Source organism: Chitinibacter sp. SCUT-21 (genome assembly GCA_041874755.1).
GTDB lineage: Bacteria > Pseudomonadota > Gammaproteobacteria > Burkholderiales > Chitinibacteraceae > Chitinibacter.
In genome coordinates, this window is record CP102611.1 from 3,112,777 (window position 1) to 3,134,369 (window position 21,593).

Consider the following 21,593-nt stretch of genomic DNA (forward strand, 5'->3'; position numbering starts at 1 on the left):
AGACAAGGGCTTTTTTGTTATGGGCGATTAATAGTCAAAAATTCCGTGAATATCCCACTTTTATCCTAATCCCCGTCAGGCTGGCAGTAGTTCAATCCCCGCGAATGTATGCGCTAATTAAAGGCATGCATGCGCCGAGTGCACGCCTTATTTTTCTGCATACACAGCAAATCAGCAGTTACCCATGCCATGCCGTAGCGGTGGTTCAGACATTAATGCAATTTGTTCGCGCAATTCAAGAATGCGGTTTTGCCAGTAAATGGGCGAGTTAAACCACGGAAATGCCGCAGGAAAAGCGGGGTCATTCCAACGTCGTGCGATCCAGGCGCTGTAATGCAGTAGCCGCAGCGTGCGCAATGCTTCGAGTAAATGCAGCTCGCTCGGGTTGAAATCGATAAAGTCTTCGTAGCCGTACAAAATATCGTTGAGTTGCGCTTGTTGTTCATGCCGCTCGCCGGAGAGTAGCATCCATAAATCTTGGATTGCCGGGCCATTGCGGGCGTCGTCAAAGTCAACAAAGTGCGGGCCCGCATCTGTCCAGAGAATATTGCTAGCGTGACAGTCACCGTGTAGACGCACAGTGGCCACTTGGCCGGCTCGCTCAAAGCAGGCGCGAATTGAATCTAAAGCCTGCGCGCTCACCGTTTGATAAGCGCTCATTAAATCAGCGGGAATAAACTGATTTTGCAAAACAAACTCAACTGACTGATGGCCAAAGCTGTCGATATCAATCTGTGGGCGTGCGCTAAATGGCTGCTTTTGTCCGATGGCATGAATCCGACCCATAAATCGCCCGATCCATTCGCGTGTTTCGCGTTGATCTAGTTCTGGGTATCGTCCACCACGGCGCGGGAAAATAGCAAAGCGAAATCCATGCTCGCTATGCAGGGTATTGCCTGAAAAGCTAAGCGGGGAAACAACTGGAGCCTCATACTCTGCTAGCTCCTGGCAGAACTGATGTTCTTCCAAAATCTGTGCCTCGCTCCAGCGATGAGGGCGGTAAAACTTGGCGACAATAAATTTTCCCCATGGTGTCTCGTCTTCAAGACCAATTTGGTAAACCCGGTTCTCGTAGCTGTTAAGCGCTAATAAATGGCCCGAGGTGCGCACGCCGAGTTGATCAATGGCCGATAAAATTAAGTCTGGGCTCAGTTCAGAGTAGGGGGTTAATGTGTTTGTCATCACAAGCTAGCCAAAGAGAATGGTCAAAACATACGGCAATACGTGATATTTGACTACTGTTGCGCCACTTTTTGGCCATCCAGCCTAGCCCTTGCGGCAATTGTGCCGGTTGAAGCGATGATTTTTGCCGCGAACGATGCCTTTGGTCGATAATTGAACCATAGCCTGTTTCATCAGGTCTTCCGGGTGTGAGTGATGACCGTATTGAAGCCTTCCGATTCAGACATGACCGCCTCTGCGCCGGCTACTCCTCTGCCTAGCGTGTTGCGCTACGCTGCGCGGGCAAAACGCGAGCGCCGAGAGCAGCGCTGGCGCTTAGCGCTGAGTTTGGCCTGTTTATCCTTGCTCGCTGCTACCTTGATGCTTGCTATTGGTCAATCTTGGTATTGGGCCGTGCCTGCACCGCTGGCAAGTGCTTTGCTGTTTTTTTACGCGGCCTTTGCCGCCTCGCAAGGGCGACAGTATTGGGAGTGGCGGATTTCAGCCTTGGCGGTGTTTATACCGCCAGTGTTGTTGAGCAGCTGGGCCTGGCTGTTGCACGCGCAACTGCCGCCTGCCACGCTGGCTTTGCCTTTTGTGTTGCAGCCCATTTTATTATTGTTGGCCGGTTTACCGATCAAGCGCTACATCGCCGCAGTCAGTTTTAATCTGGCGCCAATTAGCTATATTTTGCTCAGTAGCGACGCGACCTTTATTGCCGCAATTTCAGCTTTATTAGTGGTAGTGATTGCGAGTTTTCTAGGCGTGAATACCGTGCATCGATTGGTCTACCATCAGCGAAATCTGATGCTGATGCGGCAGCGTGTTGCGGAAAATGCCGAAAAAATGGCCGAGCGTGATCAAAAAATGCGCAAATTAGCGTTTGAAGATCCACTAACGGGCTTGGCTAATCGCTTGCACTTGATCAATCAACTGCGACAAACACTGAAAAATCCACGCGCAGAAGCGATGAATAGCGTGGTGTATTTGATCGATTTGGATTTTTTCAAAACGGTTAATGATGAGTTCGGCCATGCAGCGGGTGATGCACTGTTAATTGAGATTGCTCAGCGTTTTAAATCGCTGGTTCGTCGTGGTGATTTAGTTTGTCGCTTAGGCGGGGACGAATTTGTGATTTTAGTTCGCGGCATTCATCAGGCGAGCGAAATCGCGACGGTGGCAGAAAAAATCCTTGCGAAGTTAAGTGAGCCCGTTTGGTATGAGGAGCGACAGCTTCCCTTGGGCGGAAGTATTGGGATTGCGCCTTGGTTTCCTGATTTGCGCTCACCAGCTAGTTGGTTACAAGCCGCAGATGACGCTATGTATGCGGCAAAAACCGGGGGGCGCAACCGCTATGTGATTGCCGATTATCATCCCAACTCAAAGGATCAATCGTGAGCGGGCCAGTATTGGAGATTCAAGACCTGAGTATTGGTTTTACCCATGGATCAGCTGTGGTGCAGCACATTGATTTGCACCTAAATCGTGGGGAAAAGTTAGCACTGGTTGGTGAATCTGGCTCGGGAAAAAGTGTCTTGGCTCGCGCGATTTTGCGTCTTGATTCCGCTGCAACACTGGAAGGGCACATTTTTTTTCATGGCGCTGATCTGCTCACTTGTTCGGCATCAGAGCTGAGGCTGATGCGCGGGGCGAAAATCGCGATGATTTTCCAAGAGCCCATGGTGGCGCTCAATCCCTTGCAAACTGTCGGGCAACAGATTGCTGAGGTTTTATTTTTACATCTGGGGTATAGCCCCTCACAGCAAGTAAAACGGGTTCTGGAGCTATTACACCAGGTGGGTATGAGTGATCCTGATCGCCAGAAGCATCGCTATCCTCATCAGCTCTCGGGTGGGCAGCGTCAGCGAGTGATGATTGCGATGGCTCTAGCGGCTGAGCCTGAATTGCTAATTGCGGATGAGCCTACCACAGCCTTAGACGTCACGATTCAGGCACAAATTTTGGCTTTGTTGGCCCAGATTCAAGCCGAGCGCAAGATGACCGTTTTGCTTATTACTCATGATCTAAATTTGGTTCGTCATTTTGCCGACCGGGTCGCTGTGATGCAGCAAGGGCGTATTGTCGAAACCGCTGCAACAGCTGATTTATTTTCTGCTCCTCAGCATTCTTACACACAGCAGCTATTGGCCGCTCGGCCGCAACGCGTTGCTGCTGATGTGCCGCATGAGGCACAGATCTGTTTACAAGCACAGCAAATCAGTCATCAATACGCCCAAGCTGGGCGTTATTTTTGGCAAAAACAGTGGCAAACGGTGTTAGCTCCGCTGGATTTTAATTTGCGGCAAGCTGAAACCTTAGCCATTGTTGGTGAATCGGGAAGTGGTAAAACCACGCTGATTTTGGCGATCTTGCGCCTATTGCAAAGTGGGCGTGGTGGCGGACGGGTTGATTTGAGTGGCAAAGATTTTACTGCCTTACAGGGGGCAGGCTTGCAGCGCGCTCGTCGTGACATACAAATTGTGTTTCAAGATCCGTTTGCCGCATTGTCGCCGCGAATGACCGTTGAGGAAATTGTAGGGGAAGGTTTGCTGGTGCATGAGTTGGCTCAATCGCCTTCCGTGCGTCGCGCATTGGTGGTGCAAGCCTTGCTGCAAGTGGGTTTAACTGAAAGCATGTTGCTGCGTTATCCCCATGAGTTTTCAGGGGGGCAGCGGCAACGCATTGCGATTGCGCGCGCCTTGGTGGTTCAGCCAAAAATTTTGGTGCTGGATGAACCTACTTCCGCACTGGATGCGACGATACAACAGCAAATTTTAAGCTTGCTGGCCACGTTACAGCGTCAATTAGGGTTGAGTTACGTGTTAGTGAGCCACGATATGGCGGTGGTTCGTGCTTTGGCGCATCGTGTTTTGGTGCTGAAGGATGGGCAACTTCAGGAATCCGCGTCAGTTGAAGCGCTGTTTACCCAACCGCAAAGCGAATATACCCAAGCTCTAATTGCTGCCGCAACGCTGACTCTGCCCAATTAAGGCATATTTGCCTAGTTTTTGTAAGAAAGGGTGAAGATAGCCATTGGATTGAATGCTCGGATCGGGTAAAGTGGCTTAGACACTGGCAGCTAAGAGGCGGGGTTATTACCTTCAATGGCTGCGCGTGAGCTAATTTACTCATCAGAATTTGGATTTATTGTTCATGAAAATAGCCACTTGGAATGTCAATTCGCTCAAAGTGCGTTTACCGCAGGTTCTTGAGTGGATGCAGGCCAACCCAGATGTGACTGCTCTATGCTTGCAAGAAACTAAAATGGACGACCCCGTTTTTCCGCATGAAGAAATTAGCGCAGCGGGTTTTGAAGTGGCATTTGCTGGACAAAAAACCTACAACGGCGTTGCTATTATTGCGCGAGCACCGATTGAAGACGTGGTGATTAATTTACCTGGATTCGAAGACCCACAAAAACGCGTTATCACCGCAACGATTAATGGGGTACGTCTTGTTGGCGCCTACATTCCAAATGGGCAAGATCTAGAGTCAGATAAATACCAATATAAATTGGCTTGGCTCAAGGCATTATTAGCTTGGTTGGAAGCACAAATGGCCCTGTTTCCAGAGTTGGCCTTGCTCGGTGATTACAATATCGCTCCCGAAGATCGTGATGTACATGATATTAAAAAGTGGGCGGGTGGTGTATTAGTATCGCCCTTGGAGCGTGAAGCGTTTCAACAGATGCAGGCCTTAGGTCTGATCGATGCATTTCGGCTATTTGATCAGCCAGAGAAATCTTTTAGTTGGTGGGATTATCGGGGCTTTTCATTTAAGAAAAATGCGGGTTTAAGAATCGACCATATCTTGATGTCACCTCGTTTGGCTGCGCGCTGTAGTGCGTGTCAAATCGACGTCGAGCCACGAAAACATGAGCGTCCGTCGGACCATACCCCTGTGATTGCTACCTTAGATTGAGCAAGAAAATGGATAAAGCGAAATTACTGTCAGGCAGTAGCCTGTTTTGCGAACTGAGCTATGCAGATCTAGCCGAGCTTGCCCAGCACGCGCAATCGCGCGCTGTGCGTGCCAAGCAAGTGGTGTTAGCGCAAGGCGAGCGAAGCGATGAAATGTATGCGGTGATTCATGGCCGCTTGAAAGTCATGCGCAGTAATACAGAAGGCCGCGAGTTGACGCTGGCCATTTTGGAAGCCGGTGAAGTATTTGGTGAACTTGCCATGCTCGATGGTGGGCCACGCACTGCGACGATTGAGGCTTTAGAAGATTGTGAATTACTCGTGTTGCAGCGCGCAACAGTCGATCAATATCTCAATGCACATCCACTGGTGATGCGCTCAATGATTCAAACCTTGTGTGAGCGTTTACGTAGTGCTGATGAACTTGTTCAAGACACATTATTTTTGCCCTTACCACAGCGCTTAGCCAAAGTGTTGCGGCAACTGGCACAAAACCATGGTGACGAGACCGCGGATGGTATTTTGATCGACCTAAAATTAACACAACAAGAATTAGCAAACTTTGTTGGTGCGACGCGTGAGAGCGTCAATAAGCAATTAAGCGCATGGGAGTCTCAAGGTTGGCTATCAATGCGTGGCGGGTATATCTCGATTAGTGATGTTAAGTCACTTCCCTAGAACGATACCTTGCAAATCTATATTGCTTCTTGAGTCAGTTTTTCCTTGGGCCGCAGCAGTATGGTTCAGTTCAAATTAAACCTCGCTTTAGCGAGGTTTTTTATTTACCTAGTGAAAATACCAATTTCCGCTATTTTGGTGTTGTAGTAATGCTAACATTTTGCTTTGTAATAAAGTGTAATTGACTACATCTTACAGTGTCAGGCCTAATTGCGTCCGTAAGTTATTGGATGTTTGTTTTGTTATTAGGGGTAAGATTAGAAAATGTTTGGCCGTAATTTTTCGTGTGTTTTCCTCACTTCATGCTTGTTTATGGCTGGGGTCTCAGCCACTTCTCTCGCCTATGATGCTAATTCCAATGCTCCCGTAAATGTCGATGGCAAAGGCGTGGCTTTGCGTGGGTATGATCCCATTTCCTACTTCTCGGGCAAGCCAGTGCTAGGTGATGATGATTACAAGTTCAGCTTTGAAGGCGCGACTTACTTTTTTGCCAACAAAGATAACCTTGCCAAATTTAAAGCGAATCCAGGCCAATACGCCCCGCGTTTTGGCGGATTTTGTGCTCAAGGTGTCGCGAAAGAGAAAAAAATCGACACCGATCCACTGGCTTACAAAATCGTCGATGGCTATCTTTTCCTAACTTCAAAAACAGCCTACAAGGAGTGGGTAGTCAACGTGGATGGCTATGTGAAGCAAGCTTATGTACGTTGGCCAGATATCAAAAACGTGCCGCCAAAGGGGCTGTAAGATCACGCGGTGAGGCTTGATTGGTATTAAGCTGATGCTTTGCTGAGTGCTTGCTGGTAAGAAGCAGACCATTCGCGAGCAGCAATATAGTGTCCCGTTTTGCCAAGCATGATTACCGCGTTTCATCCATTGGAGTGATACACTTGCAAAAGCCAGACTTTAGTCTGGCTTTTGCGTCTTCAGGGCGGGGTGAAATTCCCCACCGGCGGTAAGTCGATACGACCAGCCCGCGAGCGCCAAGTGACGTGATGTCATTTGGGTCAGCAGATCAGGTGCAAAGCCTGAGCCGACGGTATAGTCCGGATGAGAGAAGACCTGCCGCGTATTCCTGGCGAATACGCGGCTTTGCCGTGCGCGCGAAAATTATTTCAGTGCCGGCTTGGCCCTGAACGCTTTCTTGCCAACTACAAGGAGCGTTTCAAATGAAAGAAACCTTTAATTCTTATTTTCAAAACTCTTAACCCGAGCAACGGGTTCAAGCGGCTGTGACGGCTTTTCAAGCGGGGCGAGCCGTAATCTTGCTCGACGATACCGATCGAGAAAACGAAGCCGATTTGATCTGCCCAGCCAGTCAGCTGAACTTGGCAACGATGGCGATGTTGATCCGTGAATGTAGCGGTATCGTCTGCCTTTGCCTGACTGCCGAGCGCGCAAAACTGCTGCAGTTGCCGCTGATGGTGCAGCAAAACCAAAGTCGCTACGGAACGGCGTTTACTGTTTCAATTGAAGCGGCGCACGGTGTCACTACAGGGGTATCAGCTGCAGATCGTTTAGCAACAATAGCTGCGGCTACACACCCTGATTCAGTACCAGAAGACTTGGCGCGTCCTGGCCACGTTTTTCCATTAATTGCTCACCGCGCTGGGCTGGCCGCACGGCGTGGCCATACCGAAGGCTCGATTGCCCTGAGTCAATATGCTCAATGCGGCGACGCGGCGGTATTGTGCGAATTGATGATGCCAGATGGCACCATGATGCGCGGGCAAGACTTGATCGACTTTGCTGCTCAGCATCAGCTAAGTATCTTATCGATTGAAGATATCGTTCAGCACTGTTTGTTTGAATTAGCCTAAGCCTTGCCTTAGCCTAAGTGCGCATTTCGAGCTTAGGCTAAGGCAAATTGCGTAGCATACTGCGCGTGGAGTTTGGCGGTATCAAAAAGTGGGATGGCTGCATCGTCAGGTCCAACTAGCAGAGCTATTTCCGTGCAACCTAAAATAATGCCTTCAGCCCCTTGAGCTGCGAGTTTGTGCATCACGCCACGATAAATCTGTTTTGACTGTTCCGTGATGATGCCCTGACAGAGTTCATTAAATATAATTTGATCAATCAACTTTCGCTCTTCGGCTGTAGGGACCAAAATTTCAAGCTGGTGAGATTGTAATCGTTCTATATAGAAGTCACGCTCCATGGTAAAGCGGGTACCTAATAGACCGATCTTGCTTAACTGGGCGTTTTTAATCTGCTGAGCCGTTGCATCGGCAATATGTAGGAATGGCACTGCTAAGCCATGGCAAATTTGATCCGCGACGATATGCATAGTGTTGGTGCATAAAATAATGCAGTCAGCCCCCATGTTTTGCAGTTGCTGGGCGGCGTTTGCTAACTTTTTTGCCGCAACTTCCCACTCATTTGCCCGCTGATGGGCTTCAATTTCGGCAAAATCAACGCTGATTAGAATGATTTTTGCGGAGTGAAAGCCGCCCAATTGTGCCTTCACTTGCTGATTTATTTCTCGATAATAAGGAATCGTTGATTCCCAACTCATTCCGCCAATCATCCCAATCGTTTTCATTGCTCAACTCGATCCATTGTTTACTCAAAGAAGTAATGTTTGCGTAAATTTGCGGTGATTTGCCAAGTGCAACTCATCCCTGCCGGAAAAGTCGCCAGATCGCCAGTATGAAGGGTTACAGGCTCGCCGCCTTCGGGTGTAACAATCACTTCGCCTTCGATCAGCAAGCAGGTTTCGCTGCAATCGTAAGTCCATGGGAATGTGGAGATGTTTTTCTCCCAAACCGGCCAGTGGTGAGTACCGAGTTCGGCTTGGCGCTCTGCGCTAATCGCGCGTTCAATTTGGATGCGGGGCATGGCTTTTCCTGCGTTGCATGACAAGTGCTATTGTAAATTGCCGCTAATCGGCGGTGTAAAAATAGTCTTGTCAGTGGCAAAAGTTTTGTAGATAATGAGAACGGATATTAATTAGGTTCTCAATATGATTGTCTGCGTTTGTAATAATGTCAGCGATAAAGCGATTCGCAAAGCCGTCGAGCAAGATGGTGTTCGTAGCTACATTCAATTACAGCGCGCCACGCAAGCAGGCACATGCTGCGGTAAATGCACTTCTTGCGCCAAGCAAGTTTTGCATGAGGCGGTGCAAAGCTATGAAGAGAAAATGCTCGCTGATTTGCAAGACTTGGTATTTGCCTAATACGCTGTTCGGTATAGCGCTAAGACCAAATATCCAACTTGCGTACAGATCAATACATGACAAAAAGCCCGAGTTAAACTCGGGCTTTTTGTTTGGTCATCGGTCAGGGCTGGGCTTGCCCAGCAATCTGTCCGTGCCTACCTCTTTAACTTAGCTTAAAACGCTTGCGATTGCAGATAGTTTTGCAAGCCCATCGCTTTAATCAGATTGAGCTGTTGCTCTAGCCAGTGTGCATGATCCACTTCGGTGTCGTCGAGCAGACCAACGAGCATTTCGCGTGTCACATAATCTTGCTCGGCTTCACAGACTGCGATCACTTTTTTCAAGGCTGCAGCGACTTCATACTCGGTTTGCAAATCAAATTCGAGCATTTCTTTCACGTCTTTGCCGACGCGCAGCGGCGTGCGAGCGGCAACATTGGGGATGCCTTCTAAAAATAAAATACGCGCGATCAGTTTGGTCGCATGGCCGATTTCATCTTGGCGCTCGTGATCGATGCGCTCGAACAATTTGCCATAGCCCCAGTTGTGATACATCTGGCTATGAACAAAATATTGATCGACCGAAGTTAATTCGGCCGCGAGCAAGTCGGAAAGACCAGCGAGTACTTTTGCACTTCCTTGCATGATGTATTCTCCTGTGCGGCGCTTAATTATGAGCCAAATGCTTGTGATTGCAGGTAATTTGGCAAGCCCATTTCTTTAATCAGGGTTTGTTGGGTTTCTAGCCAATCGACGTATTCTTCTTCTTCTTCCAAGATGTCTTCTAATACATCGCGGCTGACATAATCTTGCGCGGCTTCGCACGTTTTAACCGCGTCGCGCAGTTTGCCCAAAAAGCCGGTATACAGTGTTAAATCACAGGCGAGCATTTCTTGCACATCTTCGCCGATCAGTAATTTGCCCAAGTCTTGTAAATTAGGCAGACCTTCTAGAAATAACACGCGCTCGATCAATTTATCTGAGCGTTTCATTGCGTCGATAGATTCGTGGTAAACCTTATCGTTCAGGCCCTTAAAGCCCCAGTTTTTATAAATACGGGCGTGGAGAAAGGTTTGGTTAATGGCAATCAGCTCATTGGCCAAAATGCCATTGAGCACCGTGATGACTGATTTATCGCCTTGCATCGTATTCTCCTGTTGGCTGAGCCAATCTAGATTCAAATAAAAAAACGATCTAAGCCAGATCGTTATTTTTAGAAAAGTGTACTCTTTTAGTCGGGAATTTCAAGAAAAATTTCAGCTTAAGTAATTGAATAGAAATATAAATAAAAACAATTCTCGATACATTACGACTTAAATCAATGCGAAATGTGTGATTCATAGAGCCTTCGCATAAAAGCTCGTAAAATATGCAGCATACTTTCAGGAGTTCATTGTGATACCTAGCCTAGAACAAATTGCCTTTGCCAAAAAACTCGCCGACGCCAGCGCCGCAGTCATTCGCCCGTTTTACCGCAGTGGTTTAGCGATTGATGATAAATCTGACGCCAGCCCCGTGACGCAAGCCGATCGCGAAGCCGAATTGGCGATGCGCGCGCTGATTAATGCCGAGCGCCCGCAAGATGGCATTATTGGTGAGGAGTTTGGCGCCGAGCGCGATGACGCCGATTGGGTGTGGGTGCTCGATCCGGTCGATGGCACCAAGGCCTTTATCACGGGGCGTCCGCTGTTTGTCACGCTAATTGGCCTCTTGTATCGCGGCGTGCCAGTGCTGGGCGTCGTGAACCAGCCGATTGCCAACGAGCGTTGGGTCGGCGTGGTCGGGCAGGGTTGCACCTTAAACGATCAGCCCGTTTCAGTTAGCCAAATTAGCGAATTATCACGCGCACGCGTCGGCACAACGGGGCCGCAGTATTTTAGTGACGCGGGGCGCGACGCGTTTATGCAATTTCAGCAAGGCGGCCGCTTTACCGTTTACGGCGGCGACGGCTATCAATACGCCTTGGTGGCGACAGGTGGTTTGGATGTCGTCGTTGAAGAAGGTTTGAAGCTGCACGATTTTGCGGCCGTAGCGCCGGTGGTGATTTCAGCTGGCGGCCTGATGACCGATTGGCAAGGCCAAGCCTTAACGCGCAGCAGCTCGGGTCGCGTGATTGCTGCAGCTACCCCAGAGGTGTATCAAGCTGCACTTAATGTGATGAGCAAGGTTTAAGCCAATACCCCTAGAAGGAGTTACGATGAAACCGCTGATTTCTGCCGCAGAATTAAAAAACCTGTTGCCGCAAGGCAAGGTTGTCGTCGTCGATTGTCGCCATGTATTGGGCAATGCCGAAGCCGATGCCGGCCGCGCTGCATACTTGGCTGGCCATATACCTGGCGCGCGCTTTTTGCATTTAGATGAAGATTTATCCGCGCCGAAAACGGGTAAAAATGGTCGCCACCCGCTGCCGAATGCGGCGACGTTGGCGATTAAATTGGGCGGGCTCGGCATCTCCCGCGACACGCACGTCGTCGCTTACGACAGCAGCGGCGGCCCGTTCGCCGCGCGCTTGTGGTGGTTGCTGCGCTGGCTTGGGGCCGAGCGCGTACAGGTGCTCGATGGCGGATTGGCTGCGTGGCAAGCGGCGGGCGGTGAGTTGCTCAGCGAAATCGCCGCAATCAAGCCGGTGCAATTTGATGTGCAAATCAACGAAGCCTGCCATGTGAGTGCTGACGAGGTGTTGGCTAATTTGGAGTCGGGCGACTTTCAAGTTGTCGACGCGCGCAGCGCCGAGCGGTTTGTCGGTATTGGCGAAACTTTGGATCCGGTGGCTGGGCATATACCAGACGCGGCCAATCGTTCCTTTATGCTGAACTTGCAAAATGGCTACTTCAAGTCGGCAGAAGCTTTGCGCGCTGAGTGGGGGGTATTGCTCGGTGATTTAGAGCCAAAGCAGCTTGTCCATCAATGCGGCAGTGGGGTAACTGCATGCCATAATTTGCTGGCGCTGGAAGTGGCGGGCTTATCTGGTGGGCGACTGTATCCGGGCTCGTGGAGCGAGTGGTGCAGCGATCCAAGCCGCCCTGTGACGCAATAAATGGGCAAATGGCGCTGGCCGATTAAATCCAGCGCCGTACCTGCTGGCAATAGCGGGCAAAATCTGCGCCAAACAGCGCGTGCATGCTGCGCTCTTCAGGCTGAATTTGAAAACGATTTAAATACAGTACAAACAAGGGCAGCATGGCGAAGCTGGCCAAGTTGGCCAACAGATCGGCCCAACCGATTAAAACCAGCAAAAAGCCGAGGTACATCGGGTTGCGCGAATAGCGGTACACGCCGCTGACGACCAATTCGCGCGCCGCATCGGGCGTGCGCGGGTTAAACGTCGTTTGCGCTTGGCGAAACGCCCAGCCGCCGGCCAGCACAATCGCAACGCCGAGCAAGATCAAACCAACGCCGAGCAGGCCATTGAGCGGCAATAGTAAATTCACTGCCGGCAAAGCCCATTTCAGCGCCGCCATCGCCAGCGCAAAAATCAACACCAGCACCATCGGCATGATTTTTAGTTCGAGTCGGCTAAGCATCGGCGATTTCTCCGTTCATTAGAATATTTTGGGCAAGAAAAAGCCCCACGTGCTCAGCAGTGTGGGGCTGATGAAGCTATTTACAAGCCGCAGATCATTCTTCTTCGTCAAAAACCGCGGTGGTGTAAACGTTTTGCACGTCGTCGAGCGCTTCCATCATGTCGATCAGTTTTTGCATTTTGATCGCATCGTCGCCAGTCAACTCGGTTTCGCCTTGTGGCTTCATCGTTGATTCGCCCATTTCGGCTTTGAAACCGGCCGCTTCCAGCGTTTCTTTGATCGTCACGAATTCGTATGGTGGCGTGATCACTTCGATCGAGCCGTCTTCATTTGTTGTCACGTCGTCTGCGCCAGCTTCGAGTGCCGCTTCCATCAACGCATCTTCGTCAGTGCCGGGTGCGAAAATCAAATAGCCGCAATGTTTAAACTGAAAGCTCACGCAACCGTCGGTGCCCATATTGCCGCCGTATTTGCTAAATACATGGCGCACATCAGCCACGGTGCGGGTGCGGTTGTCAGTGAGGCAATCAACCATTACCGCTGCGCCGCCCAAGCCATAACCTTCATAACGTGTTTCGATGTAATCAACGCCGTCGAGCGAGCCGGTACCGCGTTTGATTGCGCTTTCGATATTGTCTTTTGGCATCGATTGCGCTTTGGCTTTATCAATCGCCAGACGCAGACGTGGGTTCATCGTGACATCGCCGCCGCCCATTTTGGCCGCAACGGTGATTTCTTTGATCAGCTTGGTAAAAATCTGGCCGCGTTTGGCGTCCTGACGGCCTTTACGATGCTGAATATTTGCCCACTTGCTATGACCTGCCATGCTGCACCCGTTCAATCTGGTTAATTTAATTGGGCGCTATTCTAGCATGAGCGCGGTGCGGCCAAAATATCGACGCATCAACGCAGATTCGATTTAGATTAAACCCCGCGCAAATTGTGGCTTGAAATACCGCCGTCCGGTGATTTTACTTTGCGCCAAACAGCACCGGCGCCTGACCTGCTCGCCATTGCGGGTATTTTTCCATGCACGCGTGCAAAAGCTCAGACGCGAGCCAATGCGATAACCACTGTTGTAATTGAGGGCTGGCATGCTGCGCAAACGCCGCCGCGTCTACTGCGGCACATTGCCGAATAAAAGGCATGATCGCTAGATCGGCAAGTGAAACCTTATTGCTGAATAGGTGGGTATGCTTATCTAGATTAGCTTCAATATGACTTTTAAGCCAATACATGGCTTGGTATTGATGCTCGGCGAAGCTTAATTCTGGATGGCGCTCTGGATATTTATAGCGATCAAGTAAGGGTTTAAATTGTGTGTCGTGCAGTTTGATGAGTGCTAGTTGCGCCGCCAAGTTGTCTTGTAAGCAGCCCAGTGGGTCGCGATGTTCAAACGCCCAGCGCATGATGTCTAGGCTCTGATCGATGACTTCCCCCGTGGGCAATTGCAGCACTGGCACAGTGCCTTTGGCCGAGGTGTTCAATAGCTCTGCTGGTTTGTCGCGTAGTACCACTTCTCGTAACTCTACTGTGAGTCCACTTAAGCGGATCGCCAAACGTGCGCGCATCGCATACGGGCACCGACGAAATGAATACAAAATGGGATGTGGCGGGATTGGTTCTGACATTTCGATACTCAAAAATACAAATAAATCAGGTGTTTAATGACAGTGTTTGCAAAGATTGTGTTGGTTTCTTGCATTTTAAATGGCATTGCTTCGCAGTCTTGCCTATAAACAGAAACGGCTCAAGCGCTTTTGTGCGTCGCGCCATCCGGTTATGTATGACGTTTGTGATGAAGGGGGAAGTATGGCAAAAAAAATTCTAGCGGTGGATGACTCAGCTTCCATACGGCAGATGGTCAGCTTCACTTTGCGCAGCGCGGGCTATGAAGTGGTTGAAGCCGTTGATGGCAATGCTGGGGTAACTCAGGCTAAAGCCGCACAAGTTGATTTAGTCCTTACCGATCAAAACATGCCCGGAATGGATGGCTTAACGCTGATTCGTACCTTGCGCGGCTTGCCGCAATATGCAGCAACACCGATTTTAATGCTAACCACAGAATCTAGCGATGCCATGAAGCAACAAGGCCGAGCAGTTGGAGCAACAGGTTGGCTCGTCAAACCGTTTGATCCGCAAAAGCTGCTTGAAGTGGTGCGCAAAGTCATCGGTTAGCCGCATTGGCGAGGGGGAGTTATGACAATCGATATGAGCCAATTTATTGCGGTTTTTTTTGATGAAGCCGCAGAGCACTTGGCAAATATGGAAGCCTTGTTGCTCAAATTGGATGTGACTTCACCAGATCCAGAAGACCTCAATGCTATTTTCCGTGCGGCTCATTCGATCAAAGGGGGGGCGGCTACTTTTGGATTTACTGATCTAACTGAAGTAACGCATGTTTTAGAGAACCTGCTTGATCGGATTCGCAAAAATGAAATTGCACTCAAACCCGAAATGGTCGATGCCTTTTTACAATCGGGTGATGTGCTGCAAGCGATTTTGGCTTCTCATCGAGACAATAGCGATATTGATAGTGACGAAATTACCCGCATTACCGACATGTTAACTCGCCTGGTTGCCGACGAAACGGTCGCCGTGCCGAATGATTTGGCAGCGCTGACCATAGTAATTCAAGCTGGTGAAGATTTTGATTCGTCTTTATTAGCCAGTGAGTTAGCTCGTTTTGGTGAAGTGGATGACTACGAGCCAGGAGATGCGCTTAGCCCATGGCGCTACCGGATTAAAACGGATACCCCGCGGCAGAAAATACAGGATTCAATTGCATTTTTAGTCGCACCAGAACGGGTATCGATCGAGAATTCAAGCGATGAATCCCCTGATTTTGGGTTCTTTATGCCGGAAATTGAACCCACGCCGCAAATTGATGTGGGTTTTGGTTTCTTTGAACCTTTAGCCCCCCCTGTGGAAACGTCGATTGCGGATGAAAACAAGGGGTATGGTTTTTTTACTCCCGTGCCTATTGTTCCCCCTCCCCCCCAAAACGAGCCAGTTACCAATTCAGTACCCACAGAACCTACCACCGTGGCTCCTGTACGGTCTGCAAATGAGCGTGCTACTGACAAAAATCCCGATAGCTCGATCCGAGTTAGCGTGGAGAAAGTGGATCAATTATTGAATTTGGTCGGTGAATTAGTCATTACCCAATCGATGCTGGCGCAAAATGCCCTGCAGCTTGATCCTGTCCTGCATGAAAAATTATTAAGTGGTGTTGCTCAGCTTGAGCGTAATACGCGCGAATTGCAAGAGTCGGTAATGTCAATTCGCATGATGCCAATTTCCTTTGTATTTAATCGCTATCCCCGTTTAGTGCGTGATTTGGCGGGTAAATTAGGAAAAAAAGTTGAATTACGAATGATTGGTGAAAATACCGAGTTGGATAAAGGATTTATTGAAAAACTTAGCGATCCATTAACTCACTTGGTCAGAAATAGTTTAGATCATGGCATAGAAATGCCGGAGACGCGCCTCGCTCGCAATAAACAAGAGCAGGGTACTTTAACGCTCAAAGCCTTTCATCAGGGCGGCAATATTGTGATCGAGGTCAGTGATGATGGTGCTGGCTTAAGTCGCGAACGAATCTTAAATAAAGCTAAAGAACGCGGCATGAATGTTAGCGACAATATGTCGGATAACGAAGTATGGATGTTGATTTTTGAAGCAGGCTTTTCAACTGCAGCCGAAATTACCGACGTTTCTGGTCGTGGAGTCGGTATGGATGTAGTGAGAAAAAATATCCAAGCAATGGGTGGCCGAGTAGAAATTCAGTCAATGACTGGCGTTGGTTCAACCATGAGTATTCGTTTACCACTGACATTGGCGATCTTGGATGGCATGTCAATTTCTGCCTCAAATGAACTCTATATTATTCCATTAACCTTCATTATTGAATCATTGCAGCCTAGGACTACAGAAATAAAACCGCTGGCTGGGCGTGGCAACGTTATTAACGTTCGAGGAGAATATCTTCCTCTGATTGCGCTTTATGACATATTCAATTTGCCAACAAAAATTAGATCATTTGAAGAAGGTTTAGTCATTATCTTAGAGGCTGAAGGTCAGAAGGTCGCTTTATTTGTCGATGATTTATTAGGGCAGCATCAAGTGGTAGTAAAAAATCTAGAGACTAATTATCGTCGAGTTAATGGCGTGGCCGGGGCAACAATAATGGGTGATGGCCATGTGGCATTTATTTTAGATGTGGCCGCCTTGGTAAAAATGGCACAACACATTTCATCTTCAGATATCGCCAAAGTGGCTGCGTAGGAGGTTATATGGACCAAATAGTAAAAGATGAAGAAGTGAACCGTGAGTTATTGGTTTTTGCTTTGGGTAAAGAAGAATACGGTATTGATATACTCAAAGTCCAAGAGATTCGTGGTTACGATGCGGTAACTAGTATCGCCAATTCGCCAAATTTTATTAAAGGTGTGATCAATCTACGCGGCAATATTGTACCCATTGTGGATTTAAGAATTAAATTTAATATTGGAAACCCAACGTATGATCAATTCACCGTAGTAATTATTTTAAATGTGGCGCAAAGAACATTAGGCATTGTCGTCGATGGGGTATCGGATGTGATGACGTTGGCTACCGATCAATTACGCAGTGCTCCTGAGTTCGGTGCGGCATTGGACACCGCTTATATCTTAGGGTTAGGTACGGTTGACGAAAGAATGATTATTTTGGTCGATATTGAGAAACTCATGACAAGTGCCGATATGGCACTGGTTGAAGCGGTTGCTGCATAAGGAGAAAAACATGGAGAACATGACATTAAATCGCCGCCTTAGCCTTGGGATCGGTGTGCTAGTTTTAGTCATCATTATTTTAGCGGCGGTATCCTATCGCGCAGCTACGGCAACCTCAGCGGATATGAAAGATCTGACTGAAGATCATTTACCTCATTTAGTTAAAACGCAAGAAATCATTAATGATGCCAATACGATTGCGCGTTCTTTGCGCAATATGCAAATATTGGGTAATAGCACGCCTGAGGATAAAGCCAAATCGGATGAAGAATGGGCTAGGGTTTTGGCTACACGAGCAAATATTGGTAAAACAGTAGAAGAAATTGAAAACCAGGCAAAAAGCATTAATGATGCCGAAGCGCTTGATTATATTAATAAGGTTAAAGAGAAGCGTTCGGCCTTTGTTGCTGCGCAAGAGAAATTTAAATCCTTGTTTGACTCAGGTAATGTTGCAGAGAGCCGTAGTTTTGTCATGGGCGAGTTACGTGATTCGTTTAATGCATATCGCGATGTGATCCTGGATTTTGGCAAACAAGAACAAGAAGGTGCTTTAGCTAGCGCGAAAGATTTGGAAGAATCCGCAGAGACCTTAAAAAACCAAATTATTGTCACTTCCATCATTGGTCTCATCATCGCTATAGCTATTGGCACATTATTGGTTCGTCGCCTGCGTCGCCAATTAGGTGCGGACCTTGAGTATGTTCAAGTTCAAGTTAATAAAATTGCGGACGGTGATTTAAGCCAAGATTTGAATGTAGCGGGTGTGGCAGAGTCGAGTCTGCTAGCTCAAATTCGTACTTTGCAATTGAAATTACGAGACTCCGCGAAAATGGCGGCTGATAACGCCCGAGTTAAAACGGCGCTGGATTCTGTTTCAACCAGTGTGATGATCTCCGATGCAGATCGTAATATTATTTACTGTAATCGAGCAGTAGAAAAACTTTTGCAAAATGCCGAAGCAGATATTCGCAAAGATTTGCCACAATTTAATGCGCGCAATGTGATTGGTGTGAATATTGATAGCTTCCACAAAAACCCAAGCCATCAACGCAGCATGCTTGACCGCCTGAATGGTGAGCATCGCACTAGCATTGTGGTTGGCGGACGCACCTTTGCCTTAATTGTTAACCCCGTAATGAATGAGAAAAATGGCCGCGAAGGTTATGTCGTTGAATGGCTAGACCGTACTGAAGCTATTGAAGCTGAAAATCGTGAACGCAAAATGGCCGAAGAGAATGCACGGATCTTGGGTGCGCTGGAAGCCACTTCGACCAACGTCATGCTGGCAGATGAAAATCGCAATATTGTGTATATGAACAAGGCTGTGACCGCGATGCTGTCTCGGGTTGAGCCTGAACTCAGAAAAGTGCTCCCCAACTTTAATGTCAGCAAATTGATTGGTACCAATATGGATGGCTTCCATCGTAACCCAAGCCATCAGTCTACTTTGTTGGCCAACTTGACCAATACTTATCGTTCACAAATTACCGTTGCCGGCCAAACATTCTTATTGATTGCTAATCCGGTATTTGATCATGCCGGAAAACGTTTAGGGTCGGTGGTTGAATGGGTGGATCGTACGGCAGAAGTGGCGATTGAAAATGAAGTAAGTACCCTGGTTGAAGCCGCTGTTAATGGTGATTTCTCGCGCCGCCTCAGTTCGGCAGGGAAAGAGGGCTTTATGCTCAAGCTAGCTGAAGGCATGAATCAAATGCTCAGCTCGAGCGAGGCCGGGATGAGTGATGTGGCCCGTGTTCTTGGTGCTCTTGCCCAAGGTGATTTAACGCAAAAAATCAGCGCTGATTATCGTGGCTTACTGGGGCAATTGAAAGACGACTGCAATATGACTTGTGATCGTTTGGCTGAAATTGTCACCAACATTCAAGAAGCAGCATCGACCATTAATGTGGCCTCGCAAGAAATTGCTGCTGGTAATAGTAATTTGTCTAGTCGCACGGAACAGCAAGCCGCAAGCTTGGAAGAAACTGCATCAAGTATGGAAGAGCTGACTGGGACTGTGAAGCAAAACGCCGAAAATGCGCGACAAGCCAATCAGCTGGCGATTGGCGCCTCCGATATTGCGGTTAAAGGTGGTGAGGTCGTTGGCCAAGTCGTTTCAACGATGTCCGATATCAATGATTCTGCGAAGAAAATTGTCGATATTATTTCGGTGATAGATGGAATTGCCTTCCAAACCAATATCTTGGCGCTCAATGCTGCAGTTGAGGCGGCGCGAGCAGGTGAGCAGGGGCGTGGTTTTGCGGTTGTTGCTTCCGAAGTTCGTAATTTAGCGCAACGCTCTGCCGGTGCAGCAAAAGAGATCAAAAATCTGATTGGTGACTCAGTCGTTAAAGTGGAAGCGGGTTCTAAATTAGTCGATCAGGCTGGCCATACCATGCAGGATGTGGTGAGTGCGGTACGGCGCGTCACCGATATCATGAGCGAAATTTCTGCCGCATCGAACGAACAAAGCGCAGGGATTGAGCAGGTCAATCAAGCCATTACACACATGGATGAAAATACGCAACAAAATGCGGCCTTGGTTGAAGAGGCGGCAGCTGCGGCAGAAAGCCTAGAGGATCAAGCGAATAATCTGACGCAAACTGTTGGTATTTTCAAATTGCTTGGTGGAAAAATGCTGAATACGCAATCGAGTAAACGAGCCCCCACTGCAGCAAGTGTGCCGAGCAGAGTGATTGCTGCCGCCGCTAAACCTGTTACCGCTAAGGCTGCAAACCGAAATGTGCCTAATTTAGGAGGCGCTGATGATGATTGGGAGGAGTTTTAATCCCGCTCGCTCCTGATGATGATGTTCTGCTTTAGGTCAAAGAGGGGCTCTAAGCCCCTCTTTTTACTCGCAAGTTTTAAGCTCCAATTTGCTAAGGCCCGACGGTTGACGTTATGCAAAATGATCATGAATTTAATTACACCAAAGCCGATTTTGCAAAAGTGGTCGATTTAATTTATCGACGAGCTGGTATTCGTCTCAATGAAAGCAAGCAGCAGATGGTGTATAGCCGCCTAGCTAGGAGGTTGCGTGCTTTACAGTATGATACCTTCTCTGGGTATTTGCGCTGGCTTGAACAAAATCCCGATTCAGAGGAATGGCAACAGTTTATCAATGCCCTAACCACTAATTTGACCTCTTTTTTTAGAGAGTCACACCACTTTGATTTATTGGCTGAGCAAATGCAAAGAAGTGCATCGCACCCATTTCGTATTTGGTGCGCGGCTTCATCTACGGGTGAAGAGCCCTATTCATTGGCAATGACGGCAATTGAGGCCTTTAATTTAGCCAAGCCCCCTGTAGAGATTATTGCTTCAGATTTAGATACCAATGTTCTTAGAACAGCTGCGCAGGGTATTTATTCGATTGATAAGTTGGAAAAATTGTCGCTGGAGCGTAAACGTAACTTTTTTCTGAAGGGAAACAAAAATAATGCGGGCAAGGTTATGGCAAAAAAAGCCCTGCGTGACTTGCTCGAATTTCAACAAATTAATTTGCTAGATGATCGCTGGCCTTTATCTGGTAAATTTGATGCCGTTTTTTGCCGAAATGTAATGATTTATTTTGATCAGGCAACGCAAAAAATAATTTTAGAGAAAATTGGTCGATTATTAAAAGAAGATGGGTTGTTGTACGTTGGTCATTCAGAGAATCTACATTTTATGTCTGATTATTATCGATCGTTTGGAAAAACGACCTATCAACTTTCAGATAAGGCCAAAGCAATATGGAGTAAACCCTAATGTCAATTTCTGATTATGAAGAGGTGTTAGCTCCAACGATTTACTATGACAAAAATTTCTCGATCGAGGCGGCAAAAATATTGCCCGGTGAATATTATGTGACGGGTAGAGAGATGGTTTTGGTGACTGTCTTAGGTTCATGTGTGGCTGCTTGCGTGCGAGATGCTGTAACAGGTATCGGAGGAATGAATCATTTTATGCTGCCAGAATCACAGGAAGACATGGCGACGGTTAATGGTTTGTCGACCCGATATGGAACCTATGCAATGGAAGTGCTAATCAATCAACTTCTAAAACAAGGTGCAAAGAAAAATAGGTTGGAAGCTAAGGTTTTTGGTGGTGGCAATGTATTGCGTGGTTTTACGGTCTCGAATGTGGGCTTGAGAAATGTTGAGTTTGTGAAAACCTTTCTATCCATAGAGCAAATTCCGATTGTGGCAGAAGATTTACTCGATATTTTTCCACGAAAAGTTTATTTTTTTCCTAAAAATGGTCGTGTTTTAGTTAAAAAATTAAAATCAGTTCACAATAATACGATTGTTGAGCGTGAAAAAGTGTATGGCTCACGTCTTAGCCATATGGATAAGGGTGGAGACATCGAGTTGTTTAACTGATTTGGCGCATGA

General features: G+C 47.9%; 21 protein-coding genes, 3 pseudogenes and 1 riboswitch. Of the genes and pseudogenes, 16 read left to right on the forward strand and 8 right to left on the reverse strand.

Annotated features, from left to right (window positions below):
* Nucleotides 1-171 precede the first annotated feature (171 nt).
* On the reverse strand, nt 172-1,182 hold the full coding sequence (locus NT239_14525; protein ID XGA70963.1) for a serine/threonine protein kinase: 1,011 nt from the start codon (nt 1,180-1,182) through the stop codon (nt 172-174).
* A gap of 195 nt (nt 1,183-1,377) precedes the next feature.
* Between NT239_14525 and NT239_14530 the strand changes: the two genes are divergently transcribed.
* The 6 genes and pseudogenes from NT239_14530 to ribB all read left to right on the forward strand — a co-directional run bounded on the left by NT239_14530 (nt 1,378) and on the right by ribB (nt 7,579).
* A complete protein-coding gene (locus tag NT239_14530; protein XGA70964.1) occupies nt 1,378-2,559 on the forward strand; it encodes a GGDEF domain-containing protein in 1,182 nt (393 codons plus the stop codon).
* Nucleotides 2,556-4,151, forward strand: a complete 1,596-nt coding sequence (locus tag NT239_14535) for a dipeptide ABC transporter ATP-binding protein (protein XGA70965.1) — start codon at nt 2,556-2,558, stop codon at nt 4,149-4,151. Before NT239_14530 ends, NT239_14535 begins: the two co-directional genes overlap by 4 nt.
* A 163-nt stretch (nt 4,152-4,314) precedes the next feature.
* On the forward strand, nt 4,315-5,082 hold the full coding sequence (gene xth, locus NT239_14540; protein ID XGA70966.1) for an exodeoxyribonuclease III: 768 nt from the start codon (nt 4,315-4,317) through the stop codon (nt 5,080-5,082).
* Between the two features lie 8 nt (nt 5,083-5,090).
* Nucleotides 5,091-5,759 (forward strand): Crp/Fnr family transcriptional regulator, encoded by a 669-nt coding sequence (locus NT239_14545; GenBank protein ID XGA70967.1) that lies wholly within the window; start codon nt 5,091-5,093, stop codon nt 5,757-5,759.
* Nucleotides 5,760-6,023: 264 nt separating this feature from the next.
* Nucleotides 6,024-6,506 (forward strand): hypothetical protein, encoded by a 483-nt coding sequence (locus tag NT239_14550; protein XGA70968.1) that lies wholly within the window; start codon nt 6,024-6,026, stop codon nt 6,504-6,506.
* A gap of 171 nt (nt 6,507-6,677) precedes the next feature.
* Nucleotides 6,678-6,825, forward strand: a riboswitch (FMN riboswitch).
* A 160-nt stretch (nt 6,826-6,985) separates the two neighbouring features.
* Nucleotides 6,986-7,579, forward strand: a pseudogene (gene ribB, locus NT239_14555) (3,4-dihydroxy-2-butanone-4-phosphate synthase).
* 32 nt (nt 7,580-7,611) lie between these two features.
* Here ribB and NT239_14560 read toward each other — a convergent pair.
* Together NT239_14560 and NT239_14565 are read right to left on the reverse strand one after the other, a co-directional pair.
* Nucleotides 7,612-8,301 carry an aspartate/glutamate racemase family protein gene (locus NT239_14560; GenBank protein ID XGA70969.1) on the reverse strand — a complete coding sequence of 230 codons (690 nt, stop codon included), beginning with the start codon at nt 8,299-8,301 and terminating at the stop codon, nt 7,612-7,614.
* 20 nt (nt 8,302-8,321) lie between these two features.
* Complete coding sequence (locus NT239_14565) at nt 8,322-8,597, reverse strand: cupin domain-containing protein (protein ID XGA70970.1); 276 nt, start codon at nt 8,595-8,597, stop codon at nt 8,322-8,324.
* Nucleotides 8,598-8,721: 124 nt separating this feature from the next.
* On the opposite strand from NT239_14565, the gene NT239_14570 reads away from it, so the two are divergent.
* Nucleotides 8,722-8,937, forward strand: coding sequence for a (2Fe-2S)-binding protein (locus NT239_14570; GenBank protein XGA70971.1), 216 nt, complete (start codon nt 8,722-8,724; stop codon nt 8,935-8,937).
* Nucleotides 8,938-9,092: 155 nt separating this feature from the next.
* On the opposite strand, the gene bfr (NT239_14575) is transcribed toward NT239_14570, so the two are convergent.
* Together bfr (NT239_14575) and bfr (NT239_14580) are read right to left on the reverse strand one after the other, a co-directional pair.
* The gene (gene bfr, locus NT239_14575) at nt 9,093-9,563 is read right to left on the reverse strand and encodes a bacterioferritin (GenBank protein ID XGA70972.1); all 471 of its coding nucleotides are present in this window, start codon (nt 9,561-9,563) and stop codon (nt 9,093-9,095) included.
* Between the two features lie 26 nt (nt 9,564-9,589).
* Nucleotides 9,590-10,063: a bacterioferritin gene (gene bfr, locus NT239_14580; protein ID XGA70973.1), complete on the reverse strand. Its 474-nt coding sequence runs from the start codon at nt 10,061-10,063 to the stop codon at nt 9,590-9,592.
* 250 nt (nt 10,064-10,313) lie between these two features.
* Between bfr (NT239_14580) and hisN the strand changes: the two genes are divergently transcribed.
* Both hisN and NT239_14590 read left to right on the forward strand, forming a co-directional pair.
* Entirely contained in the window at nt 10,314-11,090 is a 777-nt protein-coding gene (gene hisN / locus NT239_14585; GenBank protein ID XGA70974.1) for a histidinol-phosphatase, read from the forward strand.
* Nucleotides 11,091-11,115: 25 nt separating this feature from the next.
* Entirely contained in the window at nt 11,116-11,955 is an 840-nt protein-coding gene (locus NT239_14590; protein ID XGA70975.1) for a sulfurtransferase, read from the forward strand.
* A 22-nt stretch (nt 11,956-11,977) separates the two neighbouring features.
* Here the strand turns inward: NT239_14590 and NT239_14595 are convergent, their stop codons facing one another.
* The 3 genes from NT239_14595 to NT239_14605 all read right to left on the reverse strand — a co-directional run bounded on the left by NT239_14595 (nt 11,978) and on the right by NT239_14605 (nt 14,073).
* Nucleotides 11,978-12,442 carry an isoprenylcysteine carboxylmethyltransferase family protein gene (locus tag NT239_14595; GenBank protein ID XGA70976.1) on the reverse strand — a complete coding sequence of 155 codons (465 nt, stop codon included), beginning with the start codon at nt 12,440-12,442 and terminating at the stop codon, nt 11,978-11,980.
* Nucleotides 12,443-12,536: 94 nt separating this feature from the next.
* Nucleotides 12,537-13,268, reverse strand: coding sequence for a YebC/PmpR family DNA-binding transcriptional regulator (locus tag NT239_14600; protein ID XGA70977.1), 732 nt, complete (start codon nt 13,266-13,268; stop codon nt 12,537-12,539).
* A 145-nt stretch (nt 13,269-13,413) separates the two neighbouring features.
* The gene (locus NT239_14605) at nt 13,414-14,073 is read right to left on the reverse strand and encodes a glutathione S-transferase N-terminal domain-containing protein (GenBank protein ID XGA70978.1); all 660 of its coding nucleotides are present in this window, start codon (nt 14,071-14,073) and stop codon (nt 13,414-13,416) included.
* 181 nt (nt 14,074-14,254) lie between these two features.
* On the opposite strand from NT239_14605, the gene NT239_14610 reads away from it, so the two are divergent.
* The 7 genes and pseudogenes from NT239_14610 to cheD all read left to right on the forward strand — a co-directional run bounded on the left by NT239_14610 (nt 14,255) and on the right by cheD (nt 21,581).
* Nucleotides 14,255-14,620, forward strand: coding sequence for a response regulator (locus NT239_14610; GenBank protein ID XGA70979.1), 366 nt, complete (start codon nt 14,255-14,257; stop codon nt 14,618-14,620).
* Between the two features lie 21 nt (nt 14,621-14,641).
* Nucleotides 14,642-16,729: a chemotaxis protein CheW gene (locus NT239_14615; GenBank protein XGA70980.1), complete on the forward strand. Its 2,088-nt coding sequence runs from the start codon at nt 14,642-14,644 to the stop codon at nt 16,727-16,729.
* A gap of 8 nt (nt 16,730-16,737) precedes the next feature.
* On the forward strand, nt 16,738-17,217 hold the full coding sequence (locus NT239_14620) for a chemotaxis protein CheW (GenBank protein XGA70981.1): 480 nt from the start codon (nt 16,738-16,740) through the stop codon (nt 17,215-17,217).
* Between the two features lie 19 nt (nt 17,218-17,236).
* A pseudogene (locus NT239_14625) lies at nt 17,237-18,397 on the forward strand (MCP four helix bundle domain-containing protein).
* A gap of 480 nt (nt 18,398-18,877) precedes the next feature.
* Nucleotides 18,878-20,005 (forward strand): annotated as a pseudogene (locus NT239_14630) (methyl-accepting chemotaxis protein).
* Nucleotides 20,006-20,118: 113 nt separating this feature from the next.
* Nucleotides 20,119-20,967, forward strand: a complete 849-nt coding sequence (locus tag NT239_14635) for a chemotaxis protein CheR (protein ID XGA70982.1) — start codon at nt 20,119-20,121, stop codon at nt 20,965-20,967.
* On the forward strand, nt 20,967-21,581 hold the full coding sequence (gene cheD / locus NT239_14640; GenBank protein XGA70983.1) for a chemoreceptor glutamine deamidase CheD: 615 nt from the start codon (nt 20,967-20,969) through the stop codon (nt 21,579-21,581). The genes NT239_14635 and cheD overlap by 1 nt, the downstream gene beginning before the upstream one ends.
* Nucleotides 21,582-21,593: the final 12 nt, after the last annotated feature.